Source organism: Streptomyces sp. NBC_01210 (assembly GCF_036010325.1).
Lineage (GTDB): Bacteria > Actinomycetota > Actinomycetes > Streptomycetales > Streptomycetaceae > Streptomyces.
This window is the reverse complement of the sequence record NZ_CP108549.1, coordinates 4,910,542-4,936,257: the sequence shown is the minus strand read 5'-3', so window position 1 is coordinate 4,936,257 and position 25,716 is coordinate 4,910,542. Positions and strand designations below refer to the sequence as shown.

General features: G+C 70.8%; 26 protein-coding genes and 2 pseudogenes. 13 read left to right on the top strand and 15 right to left on the bottom strand.

The genetic code is table 11. The features are described 5' to 3' along the window. Positions 1 to 2 precede the first annotated feature (2 nt). Complete coding sequence (locus OG735_RS22375; RefSeq protein ID WP_327324951.1) at positions 3 to 761, bottom strand: IclR family transcriptional regulator; 759 nt, start codon at positions 759 to 761, stop codon at positions 3 to 5. A gap of 204 nt (positions 762 to 965) precedes the next feature. Between OG735_RS22375 and OG735_RS22370 the strand changes: the two genes are divergently transcribed. Together OG735_RS22370 and OG735_RS22365 are read left to right on the top strand one after the other, a co-directional pair. Continuing rightward, positions 966 to 1,787 carry a maleylpyruvate isomerase family mycothiol-dependent enzyme gene (locus tag OG735_RS22370; RefSeq protein ID WP_327324950.1) on the top strand — a complete coding sequence of 274 codons (822 nt, stop codon included), beginning with the start codon at positions 966 to 968 and terminating at the stop codon, positions 1,785 to 1,787. Between the two features lie 99 nt (positions 1,788 to 1,886). Beyond that, positions 1,887 to 2,627 carry a PP2C family protein-serine/threonine phosphatase gene (locus OG735_RS22365; protein ID WP_327324949.1) on the top strand — a complete coding sequence of 247 codons (741 nt, stop codon included), beginning with the start codon at positions 1,887 to 1,889 and terminating at the stop codon, positions 2,625 to 2,627. Positions 2,628 to 2,778: 151 nt separating this feature from the next. Here the strand turns inward: OG735_RS22365 and OG735_RS22360 are convergent. Further along, positions 2,779 to 2,928: pseudogene (locus OG735_RS22360) on the bottom strand (VOC family protein); the annotation flags it as partial. A 285-nt stretch (positions 2,929 to 3,213) separates the two neighbouring features. Here OG735_RS22360 and OG735_RS22355 point away from each other — a divergent pair. Next, positions 3,214 to 3,558: a VOC family protein gene (locus tag OG735_RS22355; RefSeq protein ID WP_327324948.1), complete on the top strand. Its 345-nt coding sequence runs from the start codon at positions 3,214 to 3,216 to the stop codon at positions 3,556 to 3,558. Between the two features lie 58 nt (positions 3,559 to 3,616). On the opposite strand, the gene OG735_RS22350 is transcribed toward OG735_RS22355, so the two are convergent. Together OG735_RS22350 and OG735_RS22345 are read right to left on the bottom strand one after the other, a co-directional pair. Further along, positions 3,617 to 4,489: a sigma-70 family RNA polymerase sigma factor gene (locus OG735_RS22350; protein WP_327324947.1), complete on the bottom strand. Its 873-nt coding sequence runs from the start codon at positions 4,487 to 4,489 to the stop codon at positions 3,617 to 3,619. A gap of 189 nt (positions 4,490 to 4,678) precedes the next feature. Continuing rightward, positions 4,679 to 5,344: a DNA-binding response regulator gene (locus OG735_RS22345; protein ID WP_327324946.1), complete on the bottom strand. Its 666-nt coding sequence runs from the start codon at positions 5,342 to 5,344 to the stop codon at positions 4,679 to 4,681. 193 nt (positions 5,345 to 5,537) lie between these two features. Between OG735_RS22345 and corA the strand changes: the two genes are divergently transcribed. The 4 genes and pseudogenes from corA (at position 5,538) to OG735_RS22325 (ending at position 9,871) form a co-directional block, all read left to right on the top strand. Beyond that, positions 5,538 to 6,620, top strand: coding sequence for a magnesium/cobalt transporter CorA (corA, locus tag OG735_RS22340; RefSeq protein WP_327324945.1), 1,083 nt, complete (start codon positions 5,538 to 5,540; stop codon positions 6,618 to 6,620). A 175-nt stretch (positions 6,621 to 6,795) separates the two neighbouring features. Continuing rightward, positions 6,796 to 8,535: pseudogene (locus OG735_RS22335) on the top strand (NPCBM/NEW2 domain-containing protein); the annotation flags it as partial. Then, positions 8,527 to 8,994, top strand: a complete 468-nt coding sequence (locus tag OG735_RS22330) for an NPCBM/NEW2 domain-containing protein (RefSeq protein ID WP_327328417.1) — start codon at positions 8,527 to 8,529, stop codon at positions 8,992 to 8,994. The pseudogene OG735_RS22335 and the gene OG735_RS22330, both read left to right, overlap by 9 nt. Positions 8,995 to 9,193: 199 nt before the next feature. Continuing rightward, on the top strand, positions 9,194 to 9,871 hold the full coding sequence (locus OG735_RS22325) for a histone deacetylase (RefSeq protein ID WP_442812467.1): 678 nt from the start codon (positions 9,194 to 9,196) through the stop codon (positions 9,869 to 9,871). Positions 9,872 to 9,887: 16 nt separating this feature from the next. Here OG735_RS22325 and OG735_RS22320 read toward each other — a convergent pair whose 3' ends face one another. Next, the gene (locus tag OG735_RS22320; protein WP_327324944.1) at positions 9,888 to 10,673 is read right to left on the bottom strand and encodes an HAD-IIA family hydrolase; all 786 of its coding nucleotides are present in this window, start codon (positions 10,671 to 10,673) and stop codon (positions 9,888 to 9,890) included. A gap of 114 nt (positions 10,674 to 10,787) precedes the next feature. On the opposite strand from OG735_RS22320, the gene OG735_RS22315 reads away from it, so the two are divergent. Next, complete coding sequence (locus tag OG735_RS22315; protein ID WP_327324943.1) at positions 10,788 to 12,077, top strand: alpha/beta family hydrolase; 1,290 nt, start codon at positions 10,788 to 10,790, stop codon at positions 12,075 to 12,077. A 55-nt stretch (positions 12,078 to 12,132) separates the two neighbouring features. Here the strand turns inward: OG735_RS22315 and OG735_RS22310 are convergent, their stop codons facing one another. Continuing rightward, positions 12,133 to 12,588, bottom strand: coding sequence for a carboxymuconolactone decarboxylase family protein (locus tag OG735_RS22310; RefSeq protein WP_327324942.1), 456 nt, complete (start codon positions 12,586 to 12,588; stop codon positions 12,133 to 12,135). 72 nt (positions 12,589 to 12,660) lie between these two features. On the opposite strand from OG735_RS22310, the gene sigJ reads away from it, so the two are divergent. After that, on the top strand, positions 12,661 to 13,581 hold the full coding sequence (sigJ, locus tag OG735_RS22305) for an RNA polymerase sigma factor SigJ (protein WP_327324941.1): 921 nt from the start codon (positions 12,661 to 12,663) through the stop codon (positions 13,579 to 13,581). Positions 13,582 to 13,601: 20 nt separating this feature from the next. Here the strand turns inward: sigJ and OG735_RS22300 are convergent, their stop codons facing one another. The 5 genes from OG735_RS22300 to OG735_RS22280 all read right to left on the bottom strand — a co-directional run bounded on the left by OG735_RS22300 (position 13,602) and on the right by OG735_RS22280 (position 18,024). Further along, positions 13,602 to 14,258, bottom strand: coding sequence for a class I SAM-dependent methyltransferase (locus OG735_RS22300; protein WP_327324940.1), 657 nt, complete (start codon positions 14,256 to 14,258; stop codon positions 13,602 to 13,604). A gap of 61 nt (positions 14,259 to 14,319) precedes the next feature. Beyond that, entirely contained in the window at positions 14,320 to 14,502 is a 183-nt protein-coding gene (locus OG735_RS22295) for a hypothetical protein (RefSeq protein ID WP_327324939.1), read from the bottom strand. A 130-nt stretch (positions 14,503 to 14,632) separates the two neighbouring features. Next, positions 14,633 to 15,172 (bottom strand): PadR family transcriptional regulator, encoded by a 540-nt coding sequence (locus tag OG735_RS22290; protein WP_327324938.1) that lies wholly within the window; start codon positions 15,170 to 15,172, stop codon positions 14,633 to 14,635. Between the two features lie 31 nt (positions 15,173 to 15,203). Then, the gene (locus OG735_RS22285) at positions 15,204 to 17,246 is read right to left on the bottom strand and encodes an NADPH-dependent 2,4-dienoyl-CoA reductase (RefSeq protein WP_327324937.1); all 2,043 of its coding nucleotides are present in this window, start codon (positions 17,244 to 17,246) and stop codon (positions 15,204 to 15,206) included. Between the two features lie 382 nt (positions 17,247 to 17,628). Further along, positions 17,629 to 18,024: a hypothetical protein gene (locus tag OG735_RS22280; protein WP_327324936.1), complete on the bottom strand. Its 396-nt coding sequence runs from the start codon at positions 18,022 to 18,024 to the stop codon at positions 17,629 to 17,631. Positions 18,025 to 18,146: 122 nt separating this feature from the next. Between OG735_RS22280 and OG735_RS22275 the strand changes: the two genes are divergently transcribed. Continuing rightward, the gene (locus OG735_RS22275; protein WP_327324935.1) at positions 18,147 to 18,932 is read left to right on the top strand and encodes a bestrophin-like domain; all 786 of its coding nucleotides are present in this window, start codon (positions 18,147 to 18,149) and stop codon (positions 18,930 to 18,932) included. 85 nt (positions 18,933 to 19,017) lie between these two features. Here the strand turns inward: OG735_RS22275 and OG735_RS22270 are convergent, their stop codons facing one another. Continuing rightward, positions 19,018 to 19,158: a DUF6126 family protein gene (locus OG735_RS22270; protein ID WP_327324934.1), complete on the bottom strand. Its 141-nt coding sequence runs from the start codon at positions 19,156 to 19,158 to the stop codon at positions 19,018 to 19,020. Positions 19,159 to 19,359: 201 nt separating this feature from the next. On the opposite strand from OG735_RS22270, the gene OG735_RS22265 reads away from it, so the two are divergent. After that, entirely contained in the window at positions 19,360 to 19,812 is a 453-nt protein-coding gene (locus tag OG735_RS22265; RefSeq protein WP_327324933.1) for a universal stress protein, read from the top strand. A gap of 390 nt (positions 19,813 to 20,202) precedes the next feature. Here OG735_RS22265 and OG735_RS22260 read toward each other — a convergent pair whose 3' ends face one another. Further along, entirely contained in the window at positions 20,203 to 20,577 is a 375-nt protein-coding gene (locus OG735_RS22260; RefSeq protein WP_327324932.1) for a hypothetical protein, read from the bottom strand. Positions 20,578 to 20,786: 209 nt separating this feature from the next. Between OG735_RS22260 and OG735_RS22255 the strand changes: the two genes are divergently transcribed. Together OG735_RS22255 and OG735_RS22250 are read left to right on the top strand one after the other, a co-directional pair. Further along, entirely contained in the window at positions 20,787 to 21,665 is an 879-nt protein-coding gene (locus OG735_RS22255) for a hypothetical protein (RefSeq protein ID WP_327324931.1), read from the top strand. A gap of 89 nt (positions 21,666 to 21,754) precedes the next feature. After that, complete coding sequence (locus OG735_RS22250; RefSeq protein WP_327324930.1) at positions 21,755 to 23,110, top strand: flavin monoamine oxidase family protein; 1,356 nt, start codon at positions 21,755 to 21,757, stop codon at positions 23,108 to 23,110. A gap of 279 nt (positions 23,111 to 23,389) precedes the next feature. On the opposite strand, the gene OG735_RS22245 is transcribed toward OG735_RS22250, so the two are convergent. Together OG735_RS22245 and OG735_RS22240 are read right to left on the bottom strand one after the other, a co-directional pair. Then, entirely contained in the window at positions 23,390 to 25,360 is a 1,971-nt protein-coding gene (locus tag OG735_RS22245; RefSeq protein WP_327324929.1) for an FUSC family protein, read from the bottom strand. A 97-nt stretch (positions 25,361 to 25,457) separates the two neighbouring features. Continuing rightward, positions 25,458 to 25,703 (bottom strand): DUF2630 family protein, encoded by a 246-nt coding sequence (locus tag OG735_RS22240; RefSeq protein ID WP_327324928.1) that lies wholly within the window; start codon positions 25,701 to 25,703, stop codon positions 25,458 to 25,460. Positions 25,704 to 25,716 lie beyond the last annotated feature (13 nt).

The following is a 25,716-nucleotide window of genomic DNA, read 5'->3' as shown; positions in this document are numbered from 1 at the left end:
TTTCAGATAGTGAGTGAAAGGCCCCTGGTCACGCGATTCGCTGCCGGGATCAGCTGCGCGAGGACTTGATCGATTCGGGAGAGCCGGTCCGCCCGGACGGAGACACCGAGCGAGCCGAGTGTCTGACCGCTGTATACGGGCACGGCGACGCAGACCGTACCGAGGGAGTACTCCTCCAGGTCCAGGACGGCCGGGGTGGCGGGTGACGAATCGAGCCGTCGGAGCAGTTCGGAACGGTGGGTGATCGTCCGTGGCGTGAGATCGGCGAGACGGTGCCGGGAGAGGTAGTCGCCGCGGGAGTCGTCGTCCAGCTCACGCAGAACGCACTTGCCCAGCGCCGTGGCGTGCCCGGCGTCCTCGAATCCCACCCAGAGGTCGGCCCGTGGTGCCCGGGGGCTGTCGACGATCTCGGCGACCCGGATCTCGCCGTCCTCGTAGAAGGTCAGATAGGCGGCCGCCGAAATCTCGTCCCGCAGAGCGGCGAGCGTGGGACGGATGCGCGTGAGCAGCGCCTGCCCACGGCTTCCGGCATGCAGCACGTGCAGCTTGTCCCCGATGACGAACCCGCCGTCGTCCAGCTTCCGTAGATACCCGTCGTTGACCATCGTCCGGAGCAGGTGGTACGTGGTGGCCAGGGGCAGCCCTACCTCGCGCGCCAGCTGCTTCGCCGGTACGCCGCCCTCGTGTGCCCCCACGGCTTCCATCAAGCGGAAGGCTCGCTGCACGGAAGTGATGAGCGTTGGGCCCTCTTGAGCACCCATACCCCCAGATTGCGCCCGGCGCTTCGCGTTAGCAAGGCGCCTCGGCCGGGGTCGCCGACGTGACCCCGGACCGCATCCGTCCGGTTTGCTGCCCAAGCTCTTGTCGCAGCTCTCTTTGCCTGGTTGTCTACCCGGGCGATCTCGAACAGGTTCGCCGACGGGCTGCGTATCCGCTGTGGGTACGAGGGTGACGATGGGAGAGTCGTGGCACCAGTGGCTGGGCAGGAAGTACGAGGCACTCTGCCCGAGGGACTCGGTGACGCGATACGCGACACCGCCGAGGAGATCGCCGCGCTGCTGCGCGGGGTTCCCGACACAGGTGTTCCGGTACCCGGGTCGGAGTGGAGCGTCGGGGCGGCGGCAGCGCATCTGGCCCAGGCCAATGAGCTGATGGCCGATATCGCCGCAGGGCACGAGCGCAGCTACGGGGACGGCACCGCGCAGAGCCTGGCCGAGGCCAACGAGCGCGCGCTCGCCGAATTCGACGAGCGCGCGGCCGATCCGCTGGCCGGGATGATCGTGGAGCATGCTGCCGCGTTCATCGAGGCGGTGGACCAGCGCACGGTGGAGGGGACTGTGTTCACCCCGCTGGGCCCGATGAGCCGGGCCGAACTGGGCTCGTACCTGCTGGCGCACATGCTCGGGCACGGCTACGACCTCGCCCGCGCGCTGGGCCGCCCGCACATGATCGACCGCGCCCGGGTCGAGCTGACCCTGCCCTTCCTGATCACGGCCATGCCACGGGTGGTCGACACCGCCACCACCGCTGGGCTGACCGCCCGCTACACGATCCGCCTGTGGGGCGGCGCCCGCTTCGGCGTCACCTTCACCGACGGCGCCGTGGCCGTGAGCGCGCAGCCGCCGAGCCGGCCGGACTGCACCATCCTCACCGAGCCGGTCACCTTCCTGCTCATGGCGCTCGGCCGCTGCGAGCCGTGGGGCGCAATGGCCCGGGGCCGCGTCCTCACCTGGGGCCGCAAGCCCTGGCTCGCTCCCCGCTTCCCGACACTCTTCACGGCGCCCTGAACCGCTTCCGCGGAGCCCAGGCACTGCGACCGGTACTCTCGCGGCGTCACAATGGTGGTGAGGGACACACCTGCCGTTGCGGAAGGGCGGGAAACGCCGGTGCCGTACATAGCTGTGACCGCTTTGAGCCATGACGGGCTGATCCGGGATCACAACGAGGACAGCCTCGTCGTCGGACCGTGGACGCTGTGCGGCACCGTGACCGAGAGTCCCCAGACGCTGCTGTTCCCCGTCGGCACACCGCTCGTCGTCGCGGTCGCCGACGGGCTCGGCGGGCAGCCGGCCGGCGAAGTGGCCAGTTCACTGGTCGTCCGCCAACTCGCCTCGCTCGGGCCTGCCTTGGACGGCGAGCAAGCAGTCCGTGACGTTCTGGACCTCTGCAATCGCGCGGTGTATGCGGCGACCGACGGGTTTCCTGAGCGGGTCACCATGGGAACCACGGTCGCGGGCGTCGTCGTGTTGGCGGATTCGCTGCTGACGTTCAATGTCGGCGACAGCAAAGTGTTCCACGTGACTGAGGACGGACTTCGCCAGGTGAGCGTGGACGACAGCCCGCCCCCGGCACCTGGGCGGCGCACCACGTCAGCCGTCACACAGACACTCGGCGGCAGCCCCATGTTCAGCGCCATCACGGCGCACACAACCGCCGCCCCGGTGTCCACGGGCGATCGCTACCTGATCTGCACCGACGGGCTGACCGACCCGGTGCCGGACGATGCGATCGAGAACCTGCTGCGGGTGCACGACGACGACAGGGCCGCCTACGAGTTGTGGAAGGCCGCCATCGAGGCGGGCGGGCCTGACAACATCACGTTCGCGGTGGTGCGCATCGGCGAATAGGGCCTTCCCTCGCGCCGGCAGGAAGCCCGGGCCGACGGCCCGGGGCTTCCTGCCAGGGTTAATGTGCCGGAGTCAGGGCGTCCCCAACTCGGCGCAGGGGCAGGAAGGTTCAGCCGACCTGCCCGGGGCCTCGGCCGCTCAGGTCCCACCGTCAGGTCACATCGGAAGTCTTGGGCATCTCGCCCTCGGTCGTCGTCATGTCGATGACGGAGAACGCCGCGCCCTGCGGGTCGCTCAGCGCCGCGAACCGGCCGAACGGACTGTCCATCGGCCCGAACCGCAGCACCCCGCCGTGTTCGGTACATCGCATCGACCCAGCACGGCATGCCCTCAGGTTGCGCGGCCATGATCCGACTCTCTCCCGCTCGACGACTGATGCGGTTTTTCACGCTAACCAGCCGACCGCCAACCCGCGCGCTGAAGCATCGCGCCGCTGAGCCGTGCCGCGGGTCCCGGTCGCGCTGCGCCGGGTGGACGGAAATTCTTGTGCCTTCCAGCGGTCACATTCCTCCGGCGCGGCGGGTCAGCCCAGTGACGGACCGGACTCCGTCAAAGCTGATGAGACCCGCGACATGAGGAGTACGCCATGACTGAAGGCATGAAGACGATCATCTACCCCGTCAAGGACCTCGCCCGGGCCAAGGCCCTGTACAGCGAGCTGCTGGGTGTGGAGCCCGTCATGGACGAGGCCTACTACGTCGGCTTCAGGGTCGGCGGCCAGGACATCGGTCTGGACCCCCATGGCCACAGCAAGGGAATGACCGGCCCGGTCGGCTTCTGGCACGTCGACGACATCCGGAGTGCTGTCAGCGCCCTCCTCGGTGCGGGTGCGGAAGCGGTGCAGGACATTCAGGATGTCGGTGGCGGCAAGCTGACTGCCATCGTGAAGGACTCCGACGGCAACACCATCGGACTCATCCAGGCAGCCTGACCTGCCTTGACCGGTCGGCCACGGGGGCGGCGGCCGGGGAGCCGGAGGCGCCGGCTTCTCAGTCGCCCAGGACCTCCAGGTCGAGCCCGCCGAGCCGTTCGGCGTCGGCGAGGATGTCGATCGCGGTGATCTTTCCGTGCGTGATCGTGAAGCCGAAGACGACGCGCGGCCGTCCGCCCGGGGCCCAGACGAGTCCTGCGGCGCCGTTGATGAGCGCCGGCTGTGCGGCCTTGGCGCGGCCCGCGAAGGTGTCGGCCACGGCAGCGGCACCGCGCGCGGCGCCCGCGCCCGACAGTGCGGCCGTGGTGTCCGTACGGAGAACGACGTCGGGGTCGAGCAGTGCGAGCAGCGCGTCGAAGTCGCCGCCGCGTGAGGCGGCGAGGAAGGCGTCGACGACTTCTCGCTGGCGGGTGACATCGGTTTCGGGAACCCCGGGCGTTCCTTGCACCCGCCGGCGGGCGCGGCTGGCGAGCTGCCGGGTGGCGGCCGGAGTGCGCTCCACGATCGGGGCGATCTCGTCGAAGGGCACGGCGAACATGTCGTGCAGGACAAAGGCGAGCCGCTCGGCGGGCGCCAGCGTGTCGAGTACGACGAGGAGCGCCAGGCCGACCGAGTCGGCGAGCAGCGCCTGGTGCTCGGGGTCGGCGGTGTCCTCGTGGCCCACGGCGGGTTCGGGCAGGTGGGCGTCCCAGGGGTCCTCGCGCCGGGTCTTGCGTGAGCGCAGCATGTTGAGCGAGACACGCGCGACGACCGTCGTCAGCCATCCGCCCAGGTTCTCGACATCACCGGTGTCGGAACGGCTGAGCCGTAGCCAGGCTTCCTGTACGGCATCGTCCGCCTCGGCCGACGAGCCGAGCATCCGGTAGGCCACCGCCCGCAGATGGGCCCGGTGCTCCTCGAAGCGCTCCGCCAGAACCTCGTTCTCGTTCATCGGTCACATTCCTTCGTCGCGACGTGTCGTATGAGTGACCCACGAAACCCGAGCAGATGTGACATGAATCCGGCTACGGCAGATCGAAAGCCGCGACAAGCCGCTGACCAGCACCGGTCGGTACCGGTCGGATGCCCGCGGCCGGAACGTGCGCCGCGGGGCGTTCGACGGATCGACCGGCCCGCGGAGTCAGACCCCGACGCCGAATTCCCTGGCGCGGATGCCGGCTTGGAATCGCGACGTGGCGCCCAGCGTCGTCATGAGCTCGGCGACGCGTCTGCGGTAGGTGCGCAGAGACATGCCGAGGTGGCGTGATGCCGTCTCGTCGGTGTGTCCGGCGCTGAGCATCCGCAGGATCTCGCGAGCCTGATCGTTGAGTACGGGAGGTCGAGTGCGCCGGACGTCGGCCAGGTCGGCGGCGGTCTCCCAGGTCGCGTGGATCAGCGATCTGACACCGTCGACGACGTCCGGTGACCGGACCACCGTGTAGGTCCGTACCCCGCGGACCGGTGTTCCGGCGAGGATCGCGACCTGCCGGTCGATGACAATCGCCTCGCGGGCGAGCGGCCCCGCGCAGATCCGTATCCGGGCGCCCGACTCGGCGATCCTCACCAGACGACGCTCGGATTCGGCGTCGGCCAGCGCCTGCGTGGTGTACAGCTTGCGCATCGACAGACCGCCCGGCGTCAGGGGCGGCCGCTTGCCCCCGGCGAAGGCGGCGTTCACTCCGGACGACCAGGTCAGCAGGTCCGCGGCCGCGCACAGGAACTCCTGCCGCGCTCCGGTGAACAGGTGCCCGGCCCGGCGCACCAGTTCCTGCTCGCCCCGCAGGGTCACTATCTGATCGGTTGCCATCGTTCGAACAGTCTGCGACCCGCTGACGATCACGGTCAACGTGGCCCCCTACGGAGCGGAGCCGATCCCGGCCTGAGCAGGGCCGCAGCCGGTCTGAGCAAGGGCCTGTGCCGACCTGGGCGAGGGCCGCAGCCGGGCCGGCAGCGGCCGGTGGCACACTGGCGGTTGTTGCCCGAAGGAGTTCGCCGTGCCGATGATCCGCAATCTCCGCCGTGCGGTGCGCCGCGTCGCCCGCAAGACCGTGGACCTGAGCCATCCGGCCCGCTCCCCGCTCGGCAGCACGGTCGTCAACTGCGTGATCTACGAGGACGGCGTACGGCAGCCCGAGACCTGTCCGGTCGACGAGGCCGTACGGCGGGTCCGCAAGACCGGGCGCGGCTTTGTGTGGATCGGGCTGCACGAACCCTCCGAGACGGAGTTCGCCGGGGTCGCCGAGCTGTTCGGTCTGCATCCGCTGGCCGTCGAGGACGCGGTGAACGCGCATCAGCGGCCCAAGGTGGAACGGTACGAGGAGACGCTGTTCGCCGTCTTCAAGACCTGCCGCTACGTCGAGCACGAGGAACTCACCGCCACCAGCGAGGTGGTGGACACCGGGGAGCTCATGATCTTCACCGGTACCGACTTCGTGATCACCGTCCGGCACGGCAGGCACGGTTCACTCGGCCCGCTCCGGGAGGCCCTGGAGGCCATGCCCGAGCAGCTGGCCAAGGGCCCTGCCGCCGTGCTCCACGCCATAGCCGACCAGGTGGTCGACGACTATCTCGCCGTGGCGGACGCCGTGCAGAGCGACATCGACGCTGCCGAGTCCGCCGTCTTCAGCGAGCAGGCGGGCCGGGGCGACGCCGGCCGGATCTATCAGCTCAAGCGCGAGTTGCTGGAGCTCAAGCGCGCGGTGGCGCCGCTGGACCGGCCGCTGCAGGCCCTGGCCACCCAGTCGCTGCCGCCGGTCGGCCAGGACATCCAGCCGTACTTCCGTGATGTCGCCGACCATCTGGCCCGCGTCACGGAGCAGATCACGTCGTTCGACGCGTTGCTCGACTCGATCCTCCAGGCCCATCTCGCGCAGGTGACCGTCGCCCAGAACGAGGACATGCGCAAGATCACCGCATGGGCGGCGATCATCGCCGTACCGACCATGGTCTGCGGGGTGTACGGCATGAACTTCGACCACATGCCGGAGCTGCACTGGACCTACGGCTACCCGCTCGTCCTCGTCGTCATGGCCGTCGCCTGCTTCGTCGTCCACCGCAGCTTCCGCCGCAACGGGTGGCTCTGACTCCCTCGGCTTCCTCAGCTTCCTCAGCTTCCTCGGCTTCCTCGGCTTCCCCCGGCTCCCTGACGGGCAGTTGACGCCCGTTCTATTGACATGTGCCTGACGCGGCGCTGAGATGTGGTCGCTTTCGTTCGCCCCCGTTTGTTTGTGCGCCATTCACCCCCCTCCGGAGCGGAATATGCACACCGAACGACACACCATGAGAGGGCGCCTGGCCGTCGTGGCCGTCGCGCTCACGCTGCTCACCGGCGGCGGGGCGCTCATCGCCGTCCCGGCTGCCGCAGTCGCAGCCACAACCACAGCCACAGCCACAGCCACAGCCACAGTCGCCACGGACGCGCGAGCTGTCACGGCTGTCACGGCACCGGCCGCCGACAACGGCCTGGCGCGTACGCCCCAGATGGGCTTCAACAACTGGAACTCCACCCACTGCCGGGCCGAGTTCAACGAGGCGATGGTCAAGGGCATCGCAGACACCTTCGTCTCGCAGGGCCTCAAGAACGCCGGGTACACCTACGTCAACATCGACGACTGCTGGGCACTCCCCTCGCGCGACACCGCCGGAAATCTGGTCCCCGACCCGGTGCGCTTCCCGGGCGGCATCAAGGCGGTCGCCGACTATGTGCACTCCAAGGGACTGAAGTTCGGGATCTACTCCAGTGCCGGCACCAAGACCTGCGACGTACAGGGGTTTCCCGGCGGTCTCGGCCACGAGCAGCAGGATGCCAACCTGTGGGCGTCCTGGGGCGTGGACTACCTCAAGTACGACAACTGCAACAACACCGGCGCCGACGCCAAGCAGCGCTACACGGCGATGGCCAACGCACTGAAGGCGACCGGCCGGCCGATCCTCTACAGCATCTGCGAGTGGGGCGAGAACCAGCCCTGGAACTGGGCGCCGGACCTCGGCAACTCCTGGCGCACCACTGGGGACATCAGCGATTCCTGGTCCAGCATGATCGGCATCGCACACCAGAACCAGGGGCCGGCGCCGTACGCCAAGCCCGGCGCCTGGAACGACCCGGACATGCTCGAGGTCGGCAACGGCGGGATGACCGACACCGAGTACCGCACCCACTTCAGCCTCTGGGCGCAGATGGCCGCCCCACTGCTGATCGGCAGTGATCTGCGCAGCGCCTCCCCCGCGACCCTCGCGATCCTGAAGAACACCGACGTCATCGCGGTCGACCAGGACAGCCTGGGCAAGCAGGGCACGGTGGTGGCAAGCTCCGGCGGCCTGGTGGTGATGTCCAAACCCCTGGCGGACGGCGGCCGTTCGGTGACTCTCACGAATGAGACCACCTCCACGAGGACAATCTCGACGACCGTCGAGGCGATCGGGATCGGCGGCGCGTCCTCATACACCCTCAAGGACCTCTGGTCCCAGCAGACCAGCACCACCACGGGCACCATCAGCGCTTCGGTGCCCGCCCACGGCACGGTGATGTACCGCGTGACGCCGGGCGCTCCGGTGCCGCCGCCGGCCGGGGTCAACCAGCTCAGCGACCTGCCGTGGACATCGGCCGTCAACGGCTGGGGCCCGGCCGAACGCGACCGCAGCAACGGCGAACAGGCCGCGGGCGACGGCAGGACCCTCACCGTCAACGGCACCACCTACGCCAAGGGCCTCGGCACCCACGCGGCGAGCGACATCACGTACCACCTGGGCGGCAGCTGCCGGTCGTTGAGCGTCGATGTCGGCGTGGACGACGAGTCGACGGCGGGCGGTTCGGCGGTGTTCAGGATCTATCGCGACACCGCGCTGGCCGCCGACAGCGGGCTGCGCACGGCCGCCGACCCGCCCCGCCGGCTGAGTGCCGACCTCGCAGGCGGTACGAAACTGAGGCTGGTGGTCACCGACGGCGGCGACGGCATCAACTACGACCACGCCGACTGGGCCGACGCCAAGCTGACCTGCGGCAACGGCCCCGCCGCCGGTACACACGCACTCAGCGACCTGTCGTGGACATCGGCGGTCAACGGCTGGGGCCCGGTCGAACGCGACCGCAGCAACGGCGAACAGGCCGCGGGCGACGGCAGGACCCTCACCGTCAACGGCACCACCTACGCCAAGGGCCTCGGCACCCACGCGGGCTCCACGATCACGTACTACCTCGGCGGCAGCTGTACGACGCTGACCACCGGCGTCGGCGTCGACGACGAGTCGGGGGGCGCGAACGGGTCGGTGGTCTTCCAGATCTACCGGGACGGCACAAAGGTCGCCGACAGCGGCAGGCTCACCGGCGCCGACGCGTCCAGAGACCTCACCGCGGCTCTCACCGGCGGCCTGGAACTCAGGGTGGTGGTCACCGACAGCGGCGACGGCATCAACTACGACCACGCCGACTGGACGGCACCCAGGCTCACCTGCACCTGAGGGGTCGGAGCGGCGCGACATGCGCCGCCGCCCTCCTCCGAGGTGGTGGCGCCGGGCTCGTCGCACAGCCCGGCGCCGGCCGAGCGGCATGTCTGAGATGCAACGCGTGATCGACGCACGACGGGACGGCGGTCTCGCAGTGGAGACAGCCGTGGATAGTGGAAGGCCACGGCATACAACGTCCCTGCGGAGTGAGCACGTGATCAGTGCCCGGCGGCCCGAATCCCTCGACGGATACGGCGAAAGCGTCCTTCGCGTCTGGTACGCGGCATACGGCTCCAACATGGATCTTGACCGGCTGAACGACTACCTCGCCGGTTGCCGGGACTCCCGCCCGCCCGCGGCTTCGGTGGCGGTCATGCTGCCGGGGCTGCTGTACTTCGCCACCGAGTCGATGGTGTGGACGGGCGGCAGAGCGTTCTACGACCCCGAAGGCGGCGGCGAACTTCCCGCCCGCGCCTACTTGCTGACAGCCGCACAGTTCTCCGACATCGCAGCGCAGGAGATGTACCGGGCGCCGGGACAGGACCTCGATCTGACGGAGGTTCTCGGCCGGGGGCGCGCGGAGACGGGCCCCGGGCGGTACGAGACGCTGGTGTGCGCCGGTCTGCTGGACGGTTGTCCGGTGCTGACGTTCACGGCCCCGTGGGGCGTCGGAGACGTCGCGGTGAAACCACCCGCTGCGGCCTATCTGCGGCATCTCGTGGCGGGGGTCGTCGCGGCACACGGATGGAGTGCGCTGCGGGCCGCCGAGTATCTGGCGGGCTGCCCGGGGGCCGAGGGACAGTGGACGGCCGCGGAGATCGCGGCACTGGTCTCCGACGGCAGCGGGAACAGGCGCGGGCGCGGGAACAGGCGCGGGAGCGGTTCGGCGTGAGCCAAGGCCGGGCGTTTCAGAGTTCCAGCAGGTCGGGCAGGTCGGCGAAGGAGTCGAGAACGTGGTCCGGTGTGCCGTCGGCCGCCTCGTGCGTCTCGGGCAGGTACTTGCCGGTCTTCACCAGCACGCCCGTGATTGCACAGCGCTGGGCCGCCAGTACATCGGACTCGATGTCGTCGCCCACCATCATCGTCTCCGACGCGTCGGCGCCGAGGTGGGCCAGGGCGGTGGCGAAGAACGCCTCGGCCGGCTTGCCGGTGATCTCCGCCTCGACGCGGGCGGCCCGTTCCAGCCCCAGGAGGAACGCCCCGGTGTCGAGCTCGAGCCCGTCCGACGTACGCCAGTACAGATTCCGGTGCATCGCGACGAGCGGCGCACCGCGCTGCAGCTCACGGAAGGCACGGTTGAGGACCGGATAGCTGAATTCGTCGCCCGCACCGCCGAAGACCACCACGTCAAGGGCTGCGTCATCACCTTCGTCGACGAGCGTCACGCCCGCGAGATCGGCCCGTACGTCACCGGTGTTGATCAACAGGCAGCGGGCTTCCGGATAGTGCTCGCGCAGGTACGCGGCGGTGACGGCGGGCGCCGTGAGGATGTCGTCGACATCGACCGGAAAGCCCGCACCGGACAGCTTCGCGGCGATCACGGCTCGGGTCCGTGAGGTGTTGTTGGTGACCAGCGCCAGGGGGAGTCCCGCGGCTCGCAGGCGTTCCATGGCCGCTACAGCGCCGGGCAGCGGCTTCCAGGACACGGTGAGCACGCCGTCGATATCGATCAGGACCGCGCCGATTCGTTCCATACGAACGACCGTAGCCTCCGGACCTCGCCAACCTCCTCAGCAGCGGCAAATGGGGTTATTTTGAAAGAGGTGCGGGAGTGGTTCCTGTCTCCCCTGGGTTGGGGGTGAACCACTGTGCTGTTCACCGATCGCACGGACGCGGGACGGCGCCTGGCCGAAGCGCTACGTCACCTTCAGGAGGAGAAACCCGTCGTCCTGGGGCTGCCCCGGGGCGGAGTCCCGGTGGCGTTCCAGGTGGCGCGGGCGCTCGGCGCCCCGCTCGATGTGATCGTGGTCCGCAAGCTCGGCGTCCCGTACCACCGGGAGCTGGCGTTCGGCGCCATCGGCGAAGGCGGAGTGCGGGTCATCAGTGACGACATCGTCCGCCGCGGCAGGCTCCGGCGCGAGGAACTCGCATCGGTCGAGCACGCCGAGGAGGCGGAACTCGTACGGCAGGCGCGGCGGTTCCGCGAGGACCGGCCGCGCGTGGCACTCGACGGGCGGACGGCGATCATCGTGGACGACGGGATCGCGACCGGTGCCACGGCGGCGGCCGCCTGCGAGGTCGTACGGGCGCAGGGCGCGGGCCGTGTGGTGCTGGCCGTTCCGGTGGCGCCACCGGACGCCGCCGCCTGGCTGCGCACCAAGGCGGACGAAGTGGTGTGCCTCTCCACGCCGGCCATGTTCTCCGCCGTCGGCCAGTGGTACCAGGACTTCTCCCAGACCCCCGACGAAGAAGTCGTCTCGCTGCTCGCGCAGGCCGCGGACGTCGGGGCCACAGAAGCCGAGGTCACGGGGGTCGAGGTGGACGCCGGTGGGGTCCGGCTGGCCGGGGACCTCACCCTTCCGGACGGTGCACGAGCGGTGGTGATGTTCGCCCACGGCTCGGGCAGCAGCCGCCACAGCCCGCGCAACCGGCACGTGGCGACGGCCCTGAACCGGGCGGGTCTGGGCACCTTGCTCTTCGACCTGCTCACACCGGCGGAAGAAGCCGACCGGGCGAACGTCTTCGACATCGAAACCCTGGCCCAGCGGCTGGCGGACGCGACCCGCTGGCTGCGGAGCCGCGAGTCCCTCCCGATCGGCTACTTCGGGGCGAGCACCGGAGCCGCGGCGGCACTGCGGGCTGCAGCTTCGGCCGACTCGGACGTCGGTGCCGTGGTCTCCCGCGGCGGCCGGCCCGACCTCGCCGGACCGCACCTCGCAGACGTACGGGCGCCCACACTGCTCATCGTGGGCGGCCACGACACGTTGGTGCTCGATCTCAACCGGCACGCACAGGCGGAGCTGCGCTGCGAGAACCGGCTCGAGATCGTCCCCGGCGCCACGCATCTCTTCGGGGAACCCGGGGCCCTGGACCAGGTCGCGGACCTGGCCCGCTCCTGGTTCGTCAGGCACTCGACAGGCACTGACCGACCGTCATAGGGGGCACTGCTCCTGCTGACGGAGCATGCCCCCGGCGTGACGGCGTGCGGCTCTGCTACCAGGATGCGCCGGCGACCTGCTTGGTGGTGGCGTTGAGGCGGTTGAAGAGATTGGTGACGCCGATCATCAGGATCAGCGCGGCGAGCTGCTGCTCGTCGTAGTGGTCGGCTGCGTCGTCCCAGATGGCGTCCGGTACCGGGTCGGAGCGGTCGCTGAGCCGGGTGGCGGCCTCGGTGAGCGCGAGAGCGGCGCGTTCGGCGTCGGTGAAGTACGGCGTCTCGCGCCAGGCCGCCACCGCGAACAGCCGCTCGTCCGTTTCGCCCGCCTTCCTGGCGCTGCGCACGCCCCCGTCGACGCAGACGCCGCAGCCGTTTATCTGGCTGGCGCGCAGGTGCACCAGCTCGAGCGTCGTCTCCGGCACGCCGCCCTTCCTCGTGGCCTTGAGCACGTTCAGGATGGCCGGCATGGCCTCGGGAATGACCACCGCGGGGTTGCTCATACGTGCTTCCATGATTGCTCTCCTCGTATCCACCTGGTTTCGTTCTTCACTCCTCTGACGGATCTCGACGGAAGAATGTGACCGATGGACGAGAAAGATTTTCTGGCGGAGAGATTCGAAGCCGAGCGGCCCCAACTGCGGGCGGTCGCCTACCGGATGCTCGGATCGCTCAGCGAGGCGGAAGACGCGGTCCAGGAAGCCTGGTTACGGCTCAGCCGCTCCGACACCAGCGACATCGGCAACCTCGCCGGGTGGCTGACGACGGTCGTGGGACGGGTGTGCCTGGACGTGCTGCGTACGCGCACATCACGGCGCGAGGACCCGCTGGACGTGTATGTGCCCGACCCGGTCGTCGGCCGCGCGGAGGCGGTCGACCCCGAACACGAGGCGCTGCAGGCCGACTCGGTCGGTCTCGCCCTGCTCGTGGTCCTCGACACGCTGGCGCCCGCCGAGCGGCTCGCCTTCGTCCTGCACGACATGTTCGCCGTCTCCTTCGACGAGATCGCCTCCATCGTGGAACGCACTCCGGCCGCGACGAGGCAGCTCGCCAGCCGCGCCCGCCGCCGGGTGCAGGGCGCGGCGCCGGTTGCCGACACCGATCTCGCCCGTCAGCGAGAGGTGGTCGACGCCTTCCTCGCCGCCTCGCGCGGCGGTGACTTCGAGGCGCTCCTCACGCTGCTGGACCCGGATGTGGTGCTCCGGGCCGACAGCGGTGCGGCGGCTGTGGGCGAGTCGAAGGTGGTTCGCGGTGCGCTGGCCGTGGTCGAGCAGGCGATCACGTTCTCGCGGTTCGCCCAGTACGCACGGCCGGCTCTGGTCAACGGAGCCGCGGGTATCGTCGCGGCTCCCGAGGGACAGCTGTTCTCGGTCATGGGCTTCACGCTCACGCACGGGAAGATCGTGGAAATCGACATCCTCGCCGACCCCGAGCGCCTCCGCCGGCTCGACCTCAGCGACCTCAGCGACCTCGCCGACCAGGACGACCGCGACGACCGCGACGACTGACGAACCGCGGTACGTGCCCGTCAGACCTCGGCGATCAGCGCGTACCGTTCGTCGGTCACCGGGCCGCCCCACAACTGCGGGTCGCCGCTGAGCGGTTCGACGCGCACCTCCGCCACGAGTGGGCGTACGGCGGCGGCCAGTTCCGCCGCACCGATTCCACCGTTCCACGGCAGCGACGCGGCCTCCGGTACGTAGGGCACTCCCTTCTGCCCGGCCTCGCGCCACCGGCCCTCGACCAGCACCAGCCGGCCGCCGGGCCGCAACCGGCTGACCCACTCGCGCAACGCGGCCTCGGGGTCGGGCAGCGTCCACACCAGATGCCGGGAGAGGAGGACGTCGAAGCGCCGGTCGCCCGTCGGCGGTATCGCCGCGTCCCCGACCAGGAAACGGGCCGTAAGGCCGGCGGCCGCGAGCTTCGCACGCGCCTGGTCGACCATGCGTGGCGCCAGGTCGACGCCGGTCACCCGGTGCCCGGCCTCGGCGAGCAGCAGGGACAGGGAGCCGGTGCCGCAGCCGGCATCGAGAACGTCCACCGGGTCTGACGGCAGCCAGGAGCGCAGCAGCCGGTCCCATGCGGCACGCGTCAGCCCGGCGCGGAGTCCATGGTCCGGTTCGTCGTCGAAGCCAGGCGCGGCGGCGTCCCAGTAGTCGGTGATCGCAGCAGTGGGGTCGGTCATGACACCGAGCCTCTCAGCAGCCACTGACAACGGCCGCTCACTTCGGACGTCTGCCGTCACCTCACGTCAGGGCGATGAACAGGCCGAGTGTCACCAGGGCGACGACGGCGCCGTACAGCGCGAGCGTCACGGAGCGCGCCTCGGCCGACGGGTCGCCGCCGCCGGCTCGGGAAAGGCCGAGGACAGAGGTCACGAGCAGGGCGAGCGCGGCCGCACAGAAGGCGGCGATCAAGGAGTCGATCATCTTGCGACAATCTCACGGGCCGTCAGATGTCGCATTTCGGCGATCGGCCGGTCCGGTGAGGCGGCGCTCGTCACGGCGAACGTCACAGCGAACGTCACAGCGACTCCCACAGCCTCCGCCACGGCGAACGTCACGGCCGCCGCCCGAACTCCTTCAGCGCATCGGTGAGCCACTTCGTCCGGAACGTCTCCAGCTCGATGCCCCCGCGCAGCACCACATGCTGCAGCCTGTCCTGCTCACTCGACTGCCGCTCCGGCGGAAAGTCGCGCTCCTCGATCGCCGAGTACTCCTCCAACTGCCGCCGGTGCAGCGTGAGATGACGTTCCAGCTCCGCCTCGAGCCCCTCGCTGCCGACCACGCCCGCCGCACGCAGCCGGAGCAGCAGCGGGTCGCGGACGGGCTTCGGGTCCTCGGCCCTGGCGACCCACGCCGTCAATTCCTCGCGGCCCGCGGGCAGGACCTCGTACTCCTTCTTCTGCCCGCGGGTCGGCTGCGCCGACGGCAGTGCGCGGATATGGCCCGCCTGCTCCAGTTTTCCCAGCTCGCGGTAGATCTGCTGGTGCGTGGCCGACCAGAAGTAGCCGATCGACTTGTCGAAGCGGCGGGTCAGCTCCAGCCCCGACGAGGGCTTTTCGAGCAGGGCCGTGAGGATCGCGTGCGGGAGGGACATGGCTCCATCCTAGGTACGCGGCGCCGGCGCCTCAGAGCGTGGCCGCGAGCCGTGTGCCCTGGTCGATGGCGCGCTTCGCGTCGAGCTCGGCCGCCACGTCCGCCCCGCCGATGAGGTGCACGGAGTGGCCCGCGGCGCTCAGCTCCTCGTACAGCGCGCGCTGCGGCTCCTGTCCTGTGCACAGCACAACCGTGTCCACGGGGAGGACCCTGGCCGCGCCGTCGACGCTCACATGCAGGCCCTCGTCGTCGATCCGCTCGTACGTCGCCCCGGCGGTCATCTGGACCCCGCGGTGCCTGAGCTCCGTGCGGTGGATCCAGCCCGTCGTCTTGCCGAGACCCGCGCCGACCTTGCTGGCCTTGCGCTGGAGGAGGTGGACGGAGCGCGGCGGCGCGGGCCGCTCGGGGGCGGTCAGGCCGCCCGGCGCGCTGTAGTCGGTGTCCACGCCCCACTGGCGGAAGTAGGTACCGGCGTCCAGGCTCGCGCCCTCCCCGCCGTCGGTGAGGAACTCCGCCACGTCGAAGCCGATACCGCCCGCGCCGATGACCGCGACGCGCTCGCCGACGGGCGCGCCGTCGCGCAGGACGTCGAGGTAGCTGAGGACGCTCGGGTGGTCGACGCCCGGGATCTCGGGGGTCCTGGGCGTGACTCCGGTGGCGACGACGATCTCGTCGTACGCGGCCGACGCGAGGTCGTCCGCGGTGACGCGGGTGCCCAACCGGACCTCCACGCCGTGCAGTTCGAGCTGCGTACGGAAGTACCGCAGCGTCTCGTTGAACTCTTCCTTGCCCGGGATCCGCTTGGCGATGTTCAGCTGGCCGCCGATCTCGTCCGCCGCGTCGAAGAGGGTCACCTCGTGTCCGCGCTCGGCCGTCGAGACGGCGCAGGCGAGTCCGGCGGGGCCGGCGCCGATCACTGCGACGCGCTTGCGCAGCCGGGTCGGCGAGAGGACGAGTTCGGTCTCGTGGCAGGCACGCGGGTTGACCAGGCAGGAGGTGATCTTCCCGCTGAAGGTGTGGTCCAGGCAGGCCTGGTTGCAGCCGATGCAGGTGTTGATGGCCTCCGCGCGGTCCGCCTTCGCCTTGGCGACGAATTCGGGGTCGGCGAGGAACGGCCGGGCCAGCGACACCATGTCCGCGCGCCCCTCGGCGAGCAACTGCTCCGCGACCTCCGGGGTGTTGATGCGGTTGCTGGTGATCAGCGGGACGGAGACGGACCCCATCAGCTTCTTGGTCACCCAGGTGTAGGCGCCGCGCGGCACCGAGGTCGCGATGGTCGGGATACGGGCCTCGTGCCAGCCGACCCCGGTGTTGATGATCGTCACGCCGGCCGCCTCGATCTCCTTGGCGAGCGTGATCACCTCCTGCAGCGAGGAGCCGCCGGGCACCAGGTCCAGCATGGAGAGCCGGTAGATCAGGATGAAGTCCGGTCCGACGCGCTCACGGGTGCGGCGGACGATCTCCAGCGGGAGCCGTATCCGGTTCTCGTACGAGCCGCCCCAGCGGTCGGTGCGGTGGTTGGTGGCGCTCGCGATGAACTCGTTGATGAAGTAGCCCTCGGAGCCCATGATCTCGACGCCGTCGTACCCGGCGGACTTCGCCAGCCCTGCCGCCCGTACGAAGTCCTCGATGGTCTCCTCGACCTCGGCATCGGTCAGGGCGTGCGGGACGAACGGGCTGATGGGGGCCTGGATGGCGCTCGGCGCGACCAGGTCCGCGTGGTACGCGTACCGGCCGAAGTGCAGGATCTGCATCGCGATCCTGCCGCCCTCCGCGTGCACGGCGGCGGTGACGACCCGATGCTGCTCCGCCTCGGCCTCATTGGTGAGCTTGGCGCCGCCCTCGTACGGACGGCCCCGGTCGTTCGGGGCGATGCCGCCCGTGACGATGAGGCCGACGCCGCCGCGGGCACGGGCGGCGTAGAAGGCGGCCATCCGCTCGAAGCCGCGCTCGGCCTCCTCGAGGCCGACGTGCATCGAGCCCATGAGGACCCGGTTGGGCAGGGTCGTGAACCCGAGGTCGAGCGGGCTCAGCAGATGGGGGTACGGGCTCAGCGGGCTCGGGGTCGGGCTCATCGGGGCGCCTCCTCGCGCAGGGTTCGTCAGTCCAGTTCTAGCGGGCCGCGAGCGATTATGCAACAAAGTGCAAAAGAGTTCCGACGGCGCTGCGCAGGCTGCCGCCACGCGGACCGGCACGACCGGCGGGTCGTCCGTTGTCCTGACGGTCCGACAAATGTGCTGATCAGTCGTACGGGTGAAACTGGGCACCGGTCCGGGCTTCGCGGACATAACGTGCCCCTGTGGCGGGATATGGGCAGTTGAGCGCACTGGGGATCGCGGCGATTCTCGGCTCGCAGGGGATCGGGGTCGGGGTCGGGGCCGGGATCGCCGACCGAGTGCCGGGTGTGGCCGATGTGTCGGTATCTGTGTCGATATCGGTGTCCGTATCAGTGTCGATCTACTTCGACGACTGCACGCCGACCCCGACACCGACTCCGACCATTCCGCCGGCACCCCCACCGCCTGTGCCGCCGACACCCTCACCGCCCGGCACTCCACCGACCAGTACACCGCCGCCACCCGAACCGGAGCCGCCCGCGCCCGGCCCGACCGTGACGCGTCCGGCCGTGCCCCCGCCGCCCTCGACGCCCCCTCCGGCGCCGACCGCGGCACTGCCGCCGGCGCCGCAGCCCCCGGAGCCCGCGCCCAGGACGTCTTCCGCACCCCCGCGCGCTCCCGTCGCCCGTACGGGTCCCGAGCGGCCGCGCGCCCTCGCCGTACGCAACCACCGCCGGGCGGCCGGAAAACGGGCCGCCACCGGGACGCCGCTGGTGATCCTGATTCTGGTGATCACCACTCCGGCCGTGCTCGCGGCAGCGGTGCTACGGCCCCGCTCACGGTCCGCCGCGTCCCGGCGCGGCCCCGCCTGACCACGCACCGCCTTCGCCCTCGCCCCCACCCGATCGGAGAACTCTCATGTCGGAATGGCTGGTCCTGACCGGCGCGATGGCCGTCGCCTGCGCCGTCGTCCTTGTCATCACGGTGCTCAGGCAGCGCAGGCTCAGCAGGGCCGAGGACACGGAGGAGAACGATCCCGCCGAAACCCCCGACGTCCTCGAGTACATGACGATGATGGTCGGCGTCGTGTACGCGATCGTGCTCGGTCTGGCCATCGCGGGCGTCTGGGAGGCGCGCGGCGCGGCGCAGGACGACGTACGCCGCGAGGCACAGGCGCTGCACGAGATCACTCAGCGGGCGCAGGTCTATCCGGCCGACGTGCAGGACAAGCTCCGCAGCGACATCGACCGTTACGTCTCCCATGTCGTCGACCAGGAATGGCCGCGGATGATCGACCACAACGAGCTCTCCGCCCGGGGCGCGGAGCTGCTCGGCGTCGTTCGCGCGGACATCGCCGAGCGGAAGCCGGCCAATGAGCTGGAGGCGCAGGCGTACCAGCCGCTCGTCGATCAGATCGCCGTCGCCGACGACGCGCGCAACGCCCGTGCACAGAACGCCGGGGAGACACTGCCGGGCGTCGTGTGGTTCGGCCTGATCACGGGGGCGCTGGTAACGGTCGGGCTGATCTTCGCGCTGCAGATCGGCGGCACACCACGGGAACTGCTGCTCGCCGGGCTGTTCAGCGCCCTGATCGCGTTTCTCCTCTTCCTGGTCTGGGACTTCGACGCTCCGTTCGGGCGGTCGGGCCAGGACTCGGGGGATGCCTTCCAGCAGCTGTTCACGAGCGCGACGGGGCGGAGCTGAGCCGAGCCGGACTGCCCGGCAGCCGCACGGTGCCGACCACGAACAGGAGGACCGGGCACGGGGTGCTGCTCGCCGTCACCCCGGCTCACTTCTGCGCGTGCTCCCCCACGTAGAAGAGGATCCACACGAAGCCGGCGAAGAGGTGAGTGGCGAAGACATAGACGAAGACACGCAGAGCGACGCCTCGCTCCTTCCAGCTTTCGCTCTCACTCTCGCTCTCGCTCACCGCAGTCCTCCAGCCGGTCGGTACCTCGAGTGGTCCCGCACCAGGGTACGAGCACCCGGAACAGGGGACGGGGTCACCGTTACAGGGCTTGGTGCAGCCGTCGGAGTGCCCGCCGGTGCGCCGAACGGCCGCTCATCGGTGACACGGTTTGTCTGATTTTGCGTAGGCTTTACGCAGAGCTACGCACCGGAGGTGGCAGGTATGGCAGACGCAGGCAGGATCGTCGTGGGCGTGGACGGCTCCGCGCCGTCGATCAGGGCGCTGCGCTGGGCCGTACGGCAGTCCGAGCTGACCGGCGACCCGGTCGAGGCCGTGATCAGCTGGGAGTACCCGGCGGCGGGCTGGGCGTCGATGGTGCCCGGCGTGTCCCCGGATTTCGACCCGGAGGCACTGGCGACCCAGATCCTCGCCGACTCGCTGAAGGAGACCCTCGGCCCGGAGAGGGCCGCCGCCATCACCCAGAAGGTCATGATCGGGAACGCCGCCCAGGCCCTGATCGAACAGGCCGACGGCGCCTCGCTGCTGGTGGTCGGCCACCGCGGCTACAGCGGCTTCAAGGCGACGCTGCTCGGCTCGGTCGGCCTGCACGTCACCCAGCACGCGCCGTGCTCGGTGGTCGTGGTGCGGGGCGAGCCTGACTCCGGGACGGACTGAGGCAGGGGACCCGGGGAGCCGCGGCACGGGCCGGAGTCCGGGCCCGGCGCTACCGCCCCCCTCGTCCGGTCGACCGGCGGCTTCGACGACCGCTCCGACGAGGACCGCGAGCCGCACGGGGGAGACCGTGCGCCGCCGCCTCGCCCTCGAACCGCCGGGCCCGCAGCTGGTGCAGAGTGAGATGGAGGGCGGCAGCGACCGCCGTCACAGCGCCACCACATCGGCGACGACACAGGCGACGTTGTCGGGGCCGCCCGCGCCGTGGGCGAGTGCCACCAGTTGGACAGCACAGACGCGCCGCGCGGCCGCCGGATCCGAGTCGGCGGCCGCGCGGCACGCAGGAAGGACGGGGTGAGAGGACGGGTAAGAGGACAGGGGTTCCGCCCGGTCCTACTCCCGCTCGTAGAAGATGTAGAAGGCAACGACGGCCACCCCCGCGCCGATCGCCAGCGCGATGGCCGACGACCTGAGCACACTCCCCCCGGCGAGGCTGATCAGGTAGCCCATGGATGCAGCGCACAGCGCCCCGTACGCTCCCGCGCGCAGTTCGCGCGGGAGCGACTGCTGGAACCTGCCCAGCGTGTACGCGAGCGCCGCGAAGGCCACGCCGGCGACCACGCCGAGTACGACATCACCGCCCGTGATGGCCCCGCCGTTGCGATGGACGAACGCCGCGTAGAAGCCGTAGACCACGCCCAGGATGGCGGGCATCACCCAGCCGAGAGAACCGTGGTGCCGTGCGGGCACCGCTGCATGTGCGGCCATGGCGGAGAGCTCCTTCCCTCTCGTCCCCCGCGTCCTCCTCTCAGAGCACACCCGCACCTGCCGCCTGGCAAGTCGGAAGACCGCCCCGGTTTCGGCGGACCGGGGCGGCGGACCCATTCGGCGGACCGGGCCGGAAGGCGCTGACCCTCCGGCCCCCGGTCGGCGGCGCACCGCTCGCGCCCGCGCCGCCGCCCGCGTTCCCTTGAGGAGTGCGGAGCTTCCTCTCAACGGCGTCAGCGCTGCTGATCGTCCTCGTCGCCGTCCTGACTCCGCTGAGCGCGCTCGCCGTCTGGGTCGACCGGGAGATCGGCGACACCGACAGCTACGTCGCCACGATGGAGCCGCTCGCCTCGAACTCCCGTGTGCAGAATGCCGTCGCCGTCCGGATCACCGACGAGGTCACGAAGCGGATCGACGTCGGCGACGCCGGCCCGTTCCAGGAGGGCGTCGAGAGCCTGGTGCGGGACGCCGTGCTCTCCTTCGCCGGCACCGCCGCCTTCAGGACCGTCTGGAACACCGTCAACCGCGCCGCCCACACCGCCGTCGAAGACGCTCTGGCCGAGGGCGGCGACAGTGCGGTCAGCATCGATCTGGCGCCCGTCACCGAGCGGGTGAAACAACAGCTCGCCGACGAGAACGTGCCGTTCGTGGACCAGATCCCCGTCGAGCACACCCGGATCACGATCCTGGAGTCGGGCAAGCTCGGCACGGTGCGCGACGTCTTCCACGGGCTGCGGATCGCCGGGCCGTGGCTGCCGGTGGCGACGGTGCTGATCGCGGCGGGCGGGGTGCTTCTCGCCGTACGCAGAATGCGCGCTCTCGTCGGACTCGGCCTCGCGCTCGCGGCGGGCGCGGTGCTGCTGCGCATCGCGGTCTCGGTCTGGCGCGGGCTCGCCCCCGACGATCTGCCGCCGGATGTGGACCGCCCGGCGGCGGCCGCGGTGTACGACGCGCTGACGGCGACGCTGCGCACGACGGCGTGGTGGGTCCTGGCGGCCGGGCTCGCGCTGGCGCTGGCGGCCTGGCTGGCGGACCGCCGCCGCCCCGCCCGGGCGGCACGGGCGGCACGAGTGGCACGAGCGGCCTGAGCCCATCGGGCCCGCCGGGCTCCTCGGACGGGTTACCCCGCCGGGCGCGACAGGCCGCGGGCGGGAAAACTGCACGCTGGAGGTGAGCCATGGAACGCCTGGAAGCGGACGTGTGCGTGGTGGGTGCGGGTTTCGCTGGTCTGGCCGCCGCGCGGGAGCTGGCACACGCCGGCCGCGACGTGGTGGTGCTCGAGGCCCGGGACCGGGTCGGTGGACGAGTGTGGAACCGGGAGATGCCGGACGGCACGGTCGTCTCGGCGGGCGGCACCTGGCTGGGCAAGGGCCAGGACCGGATGTTCCAGCTCTGCCGGGAGCTGGGCATGGAGGTCTACCCCCAGTACGAGCAGGGGGATCAGGTCCTGCGCCTGAACGGCGTCAACCACCGCTACGGGGGGTTGATCCCCAAGATCGGACCGGTGGCGGTCGCCTCTCTGGGCCTCGCGTTCATGCGCCTGAATCAGATGGCACGGCGGCTTCCGGCCGACGCCCCCTGGCAGGCCCGGGGCGCTCGCAGGCTGGACGCCCGCACGCTCGGGGAGTGGATCTCCCAGCCGCACAACGTGCCGTCGGACAAGGCCCGCGCCCTTCTCATGTCAGCGATGAGCCTGCTGTTCTGCGCCGATCCGGCGGAAGTTTCGCTGCTGGGGGCGCTGGTCCTGGCCCGTGGCGGCGGCAGCTTCAACTACTACACCGACAGCCGGAAGACCGAGACCCACATGGTGGACGGCGGGGCGCCGGAGCTGGCCCGGCGGATCGCCGAGCAGCTGGGTGAGGCGGTGCACCTGTCGTCCCCGGTCCGGCAGATCACGTACAACGGCACCGATGTACAGGTCCAGTCCGACGCGCTCACCGTGCGGGCGCGGCGGGTGATCGTGGCGACCCCGCCCGTGCTGGCCGGCCGGATCGCCTTCGACCCGCCGCTGCCCCCCGACCACAGCCATCTGCGGCAGCGGCTGGCGCCCGGCGCGATCATCCGAGTGCTCACGACATACCCGGAGCCGTTCTGGCGGGAGCAGCGCCTGTCGGGACAGACGCTGGCACCCCAGTCACCGGTCGGGATCACCATCGACCAGACGCCGCGCTCGGGCCGGCCGGGGGTGCTCAGCAGCTACGCGTTCGGACCCGGCGCCGTGCAGTTGGGCCGCCTGGAGCCCAAGGAGCGGCGGGACGTGTGGCTGAACGCGCTCGCCGAGCGGTTCGGCCCGCAGGCTCACACCCCCAGTGGCTACTTGGAAACCGACTGGTCCGCCGAGCCGTGGTCGCTGGGCGGGATGGTGGGCTACTTCCCCACGGGCGTGCTGACCAACTACGGCCCGGCGCTGCGCCGGCCGGTGGGCCGGATCCACTGGGCGGGCACGGAGACGGCAACGCTGATGCACGGGCTGATGGAGGGGGCCGTGCGCTCGGGCGAGCGGGCGGCCGGCGAGGTGCTGGCAGCCCTCTGATCGCGCGCCCGGCGCCGGGCTTGTCGGCGACGGTGCCGGTGCCGGTGCCGGTGCCGGGACTGCCGAGCAGGATGATGTCGTCCGCAGCGGGAATGCCGTCGTCGTGTTGGGCCGCCGCGCTCCACGACGAGACCGGGCATGGGCCGGCTCTGGTCGCCGCGTTGGCAGACGGCCGGGTCCGCCGCACGGACCGGACCCGGCAGCAGGGTGTCGGCGACGCTCAAGGGGCCGGCCCCGGGCGCTGGCCTCGGGCCCTCGCCCCCAGGCCCTTGCCTCGGGTCAGGCGGGCCGCTCGGGTGAGGCGATCGCCCTCGCCGCCTTCACCTCCTGACGCAGCGGCGCCAGCACCCCCTGCTCGTCGCCCTCCAGTTCCGCCCGCACCTCCACCAGAACCACGTTCGACCGCAGCCCCTCCGACAGCTCCTGCAGCTGATGCTCGATGGCCGCCACCTCGACCGGCGTCGGCGGCTCCGCCCCGTGGTCGACCCGGACCCGCGCCGCCGTCGTCGCGTCCACGATCCGTTCGACCGCGACGACCAGCGGCCACCACGCCGCCGCCCGCGCCCCCACCGGCGGCGGTTCGGTCAGGGCCCGCTGGAACTCCGACCGTACGGACGACAGATCGCGATAGATCCGGCGGCGCCTGCGCACCCTCTCCCCCTGATCCTCGTCCGCCCCGAACGCGCGCCCCACATAACGCGCGGTGTCCTCCACCGCTGTCGCCAGCCGGTCGCCGATCCGGGTGTGCCAGCTCTCCGGCCAGAGCAGATAACCCGCCACCAGCGCGATCGCGCAGCCGATGAGGCTGTCCACCAGGCGCGGCACGACGAGGTTGAAGCCCTGGTGGTTGAGGACGTCGGAGAGCAGCAGGATCACGGGTGTGATGGCCGCCGTCTGGAAGGCGTACCCCTTCACGGAGAACGCGGGGATGAGCGCCGCGAGCACCATCATCACCGGTACGTCCCACCAGCCGCGCGGCACCTGTGAGAGCACCGCCGCCGCGGTGACCAGGCCCGCCGCCGTGCCGAGCGCGCGCAGCACCGCGCGGGAGAAGACCGAGCCGAAGTCCGGCTTGAGGACGAAGGTGACGGTGAGCCCGACCCAGTACGAGCGGGACACGGGCACCAGGGACACCAGGGACTGGGCCAGCCCGATGCAGAGCGCGAGCCGCAGCCCGTACCGCCAGGACGGCTCGGAGAGCAGCACATTGCGCGCCGCGCGCCGGACCCGGACGCGCAGCGCCGCGGGCCGGCCCAGCCGGTCGTCCACGTTGTACGGGTCGGGGTCGGTCTTGTGCACGACGGCGGCGGCGTACCGCAGCGCGGCGTCCACGGCGCGGTCGGCCGGGCCCTCCGGCTCGGGCAGCACCAGCTCCGGCGCCTCGCTGCGGCCCTCGGCGACCGCGTCCGCCAAATCCCGTACGGCGGCGGCGATTTCGGGCCGCCGGGAGGCCCGGCCGTACCGATGCGCCGCCGCGCCGCCCTCGACCAGCGGGATGAGCGCATTGAGCTGGGCGAGCAGCCGGACCATCGGGCTGCTGCGCCCGTGGTCCCGGGCCCGGCGGGCAAGGATCAGGTCGTAGGAGGTGTTGAGTGACTGGGTGACGGCCTGGCGCTTTTCGTCGTACGCCGCGGTGCCCGCCGTCGCGAAGAGTTCGGCGACGCTTTCGTAGGCCGCGGCGACCGCGGCCCGTTCCGGCTCCCGGCCGCGCAACGGCCAGGCCAGCAGCGTCAGTACAAGGACTAAGAGCCCGCCGAGGCTCAGCAGCAGCGGGGGCTTCCACCACGGCTCCGGCATCGGCAGCCCGGCGCCCACCACCGCGTTGAGCAGAAGCAGCAGCCCGGACACGGACGCCACCGCGCCGATCGACGAGATCATCCCGGAGACCAGCGCGACGAAGGTCAGCGCGACAACCGCGAGCCAGCCCTCTCCGTACACGAGGGTGCCGAGGGTGACGCCGACCGCGCCGAAGAACTGCGGGACGGCGATGTTGAAGATACGCATCCGGTAGGAGTCGGCGGTGTCGCCGATGACGCCCGAGAGTGCGCCCATCGACACCAGCGCGCCGTACATGGGCTGCCCGGCGGCGAGCCCGACCGCGAGCGGCGCGGACAGCGCGACGGCGGCGCGGGCGACGGCGGCCCAGGGTATGGGCGCGGTCTGCGGCAGCAGGCCCTTCAGCAGCCAGTCGGGCGGCGTCAGCCGGCCCGCCCGCGTCCCCGTCCCGCCCTTGTCTTCGCCCATGGTCATCAAAAGACCCCGAAGAGGCCGTCCGGCGCAACTCCTCCGCACGGTGACCGGGCCTTGCACGGTGACCGGGCCTCTGCACGGCGGCCGGGCCGTGCGGTCAGCCGCGGTAGTCCTCCACCTCGTCGGCGGGCCGGACCCCGGCCGTGTCCGGGTCGTCGCCGAACTCCGATTTGGCGCGGCGCCGGCGCAACAGGTCCCAGCACTGGTCGAGCTGTACCTCGACGGCGTTCAGCCTGGCCTGTTCGTCGGCGTCGAGACCGAGCTGCCGGCCGGAGCGCTCGCGCAGGGAGCGTTCCTCCGCGACGAGTGCGGTGATGTTGCCGAGTATCTGGTCGTTGTCCATGACACCTGCTCTC

What these genes read in the sequence shown, in the direction of transcription:
- OG735_RS22375 (WP_327324951.1), bottom strand. Translation starts at nt 761, where the DNA reads ATGGGTGCTCAAGAGGGCCCAACGCTCATCACTTCCGTGCAGCGAGCC.
- OG735_RS22355 (WP_327324948.1), top strand. Translation starts at nt 3,214, where the DNA reads ATGACTGAAGGCATGAAGACGATCATCTACCCCGTCAAGGACCTCGCC.
- OG735_RS22350 (WP_327324947.1), bottom strand. Translation starts at nt 4,489, where the DNA reads ATGAACGAGAACGAGGTTCTGGCGGAGCGCTTCGAGGAGCACCGGGCC.
- OG735_RS22345 (WP_327324946.1), bottom strand. Translation starts at nt 5,344, where the DNA reads ATGGCAACCGATCAGATAGTGACCCTGCGGGGCGAGCAGGAACTGGTG.
- corA (WP_327324945.1), top strand. Translation starts at nt 5,538, where the DNA reads ATGATCCGCAATCTCCGCCGTGCGGTGCGCCGCGTCGCCCGCAAGACC.
- OG735_RS22320 (WP_327324944.1), bottom strand. Translation starts at nt 10,673, where the DNA reads ATGGAACGAATCGGCGCGGTCCTGATCGATATCGACGGCGTGCTCACC.
- OG735_RS22310 (WP_327324942.1), bottom strand. Translation starts at nt 12,588, where the DNA reads ATGGAAGCACGTATGAGCAACCCCGCGGTGGTCATTCCCGAGGCCATG.
- sigJ (WP_327324941.1), top strand. Translation starts at nt 12,661, where the DNA reads ATGGACGAGAAAGATTTTCTGGCGGAGAGATTCGAAGCCGAGCGGCCC.
- OG735_RS22300 (WP_327324940.1), bottom strand. Translation starts at nt 14,258, where the DNA reads ATGACCGACCCCACTGCTGCGATCACCGACTACTGGGACGCCGCCGCG.
- OG735_RS22295 (WP_327324939.1), bottom strand. Translation starts at nt 14,502, where the DNA reads ATGATCGACTCCTTGATCGCCGCCTTCTGTGCGGCCGCGCTCGCCCTG.
- OG735_RS22290 (WP_327324938.1), bottom strand. Translation starts at nt 15,172, where the DNA reads ATGTCCCTCCCGCACGCGATCCTCACGGCCCTGCTCGAAAAGCCCTCG.
- OG735_RS22285 (WP_327324937.1), bottom strand. Translation starts at nt 17,246, where the DNA reads ATGAGCCCGACCCCGAGCCCGCTGAGCCCGTACCCCCATCTGCTGAGC.
- OG735_RS22275 (WP_327324935.1), top strand. Translation starts at nt 18,147, where the DNA reads ATGTCGGAATGGCTGGTCCTGACCGGCGCGATGGCCGTCGCCTGCGCC.
- OG735_RS22265 (WP_327324933.1), top strand. Translation starts at nt 19,360, where the DNA reads ATGGCAGACGCAGGCAGGATCGTCGTGGGCGTGGACGGCTCCGCGCCG.
- OG735_RS22260 (WP_327324932.1), bottom strand. Translation starts at nt 20,577, where the DNA reads ATGGCCGCACATGCAGCGGTGCCCGCACGGCACCACGGTTCTCTCGGC.
- OG735_RS22250 (WP_327324930.1), top strand. Translation starts at nt 21,755, where the DNA reads ATGGAACGCCTGGAAGCGGACGTGTGCGTGGTGGGTGCGGGTTTCGCT.
- OG735_RS22245 (WP_327324929.1), bottom strand. Translation starts at nt 25,360, where the DNA reads ATGACCATGGGCGAAGACAAGGGCGGGACGGGGACGCGGGCGGGCCGG.
- OG735_RS22240 (WP_327324928.1), bottom strand. Translation starts at nt 25,703, where the DNA reads ATGGACAACGACCAGATACTCGGCAACATCACCGCACTCGTCGCGGAG.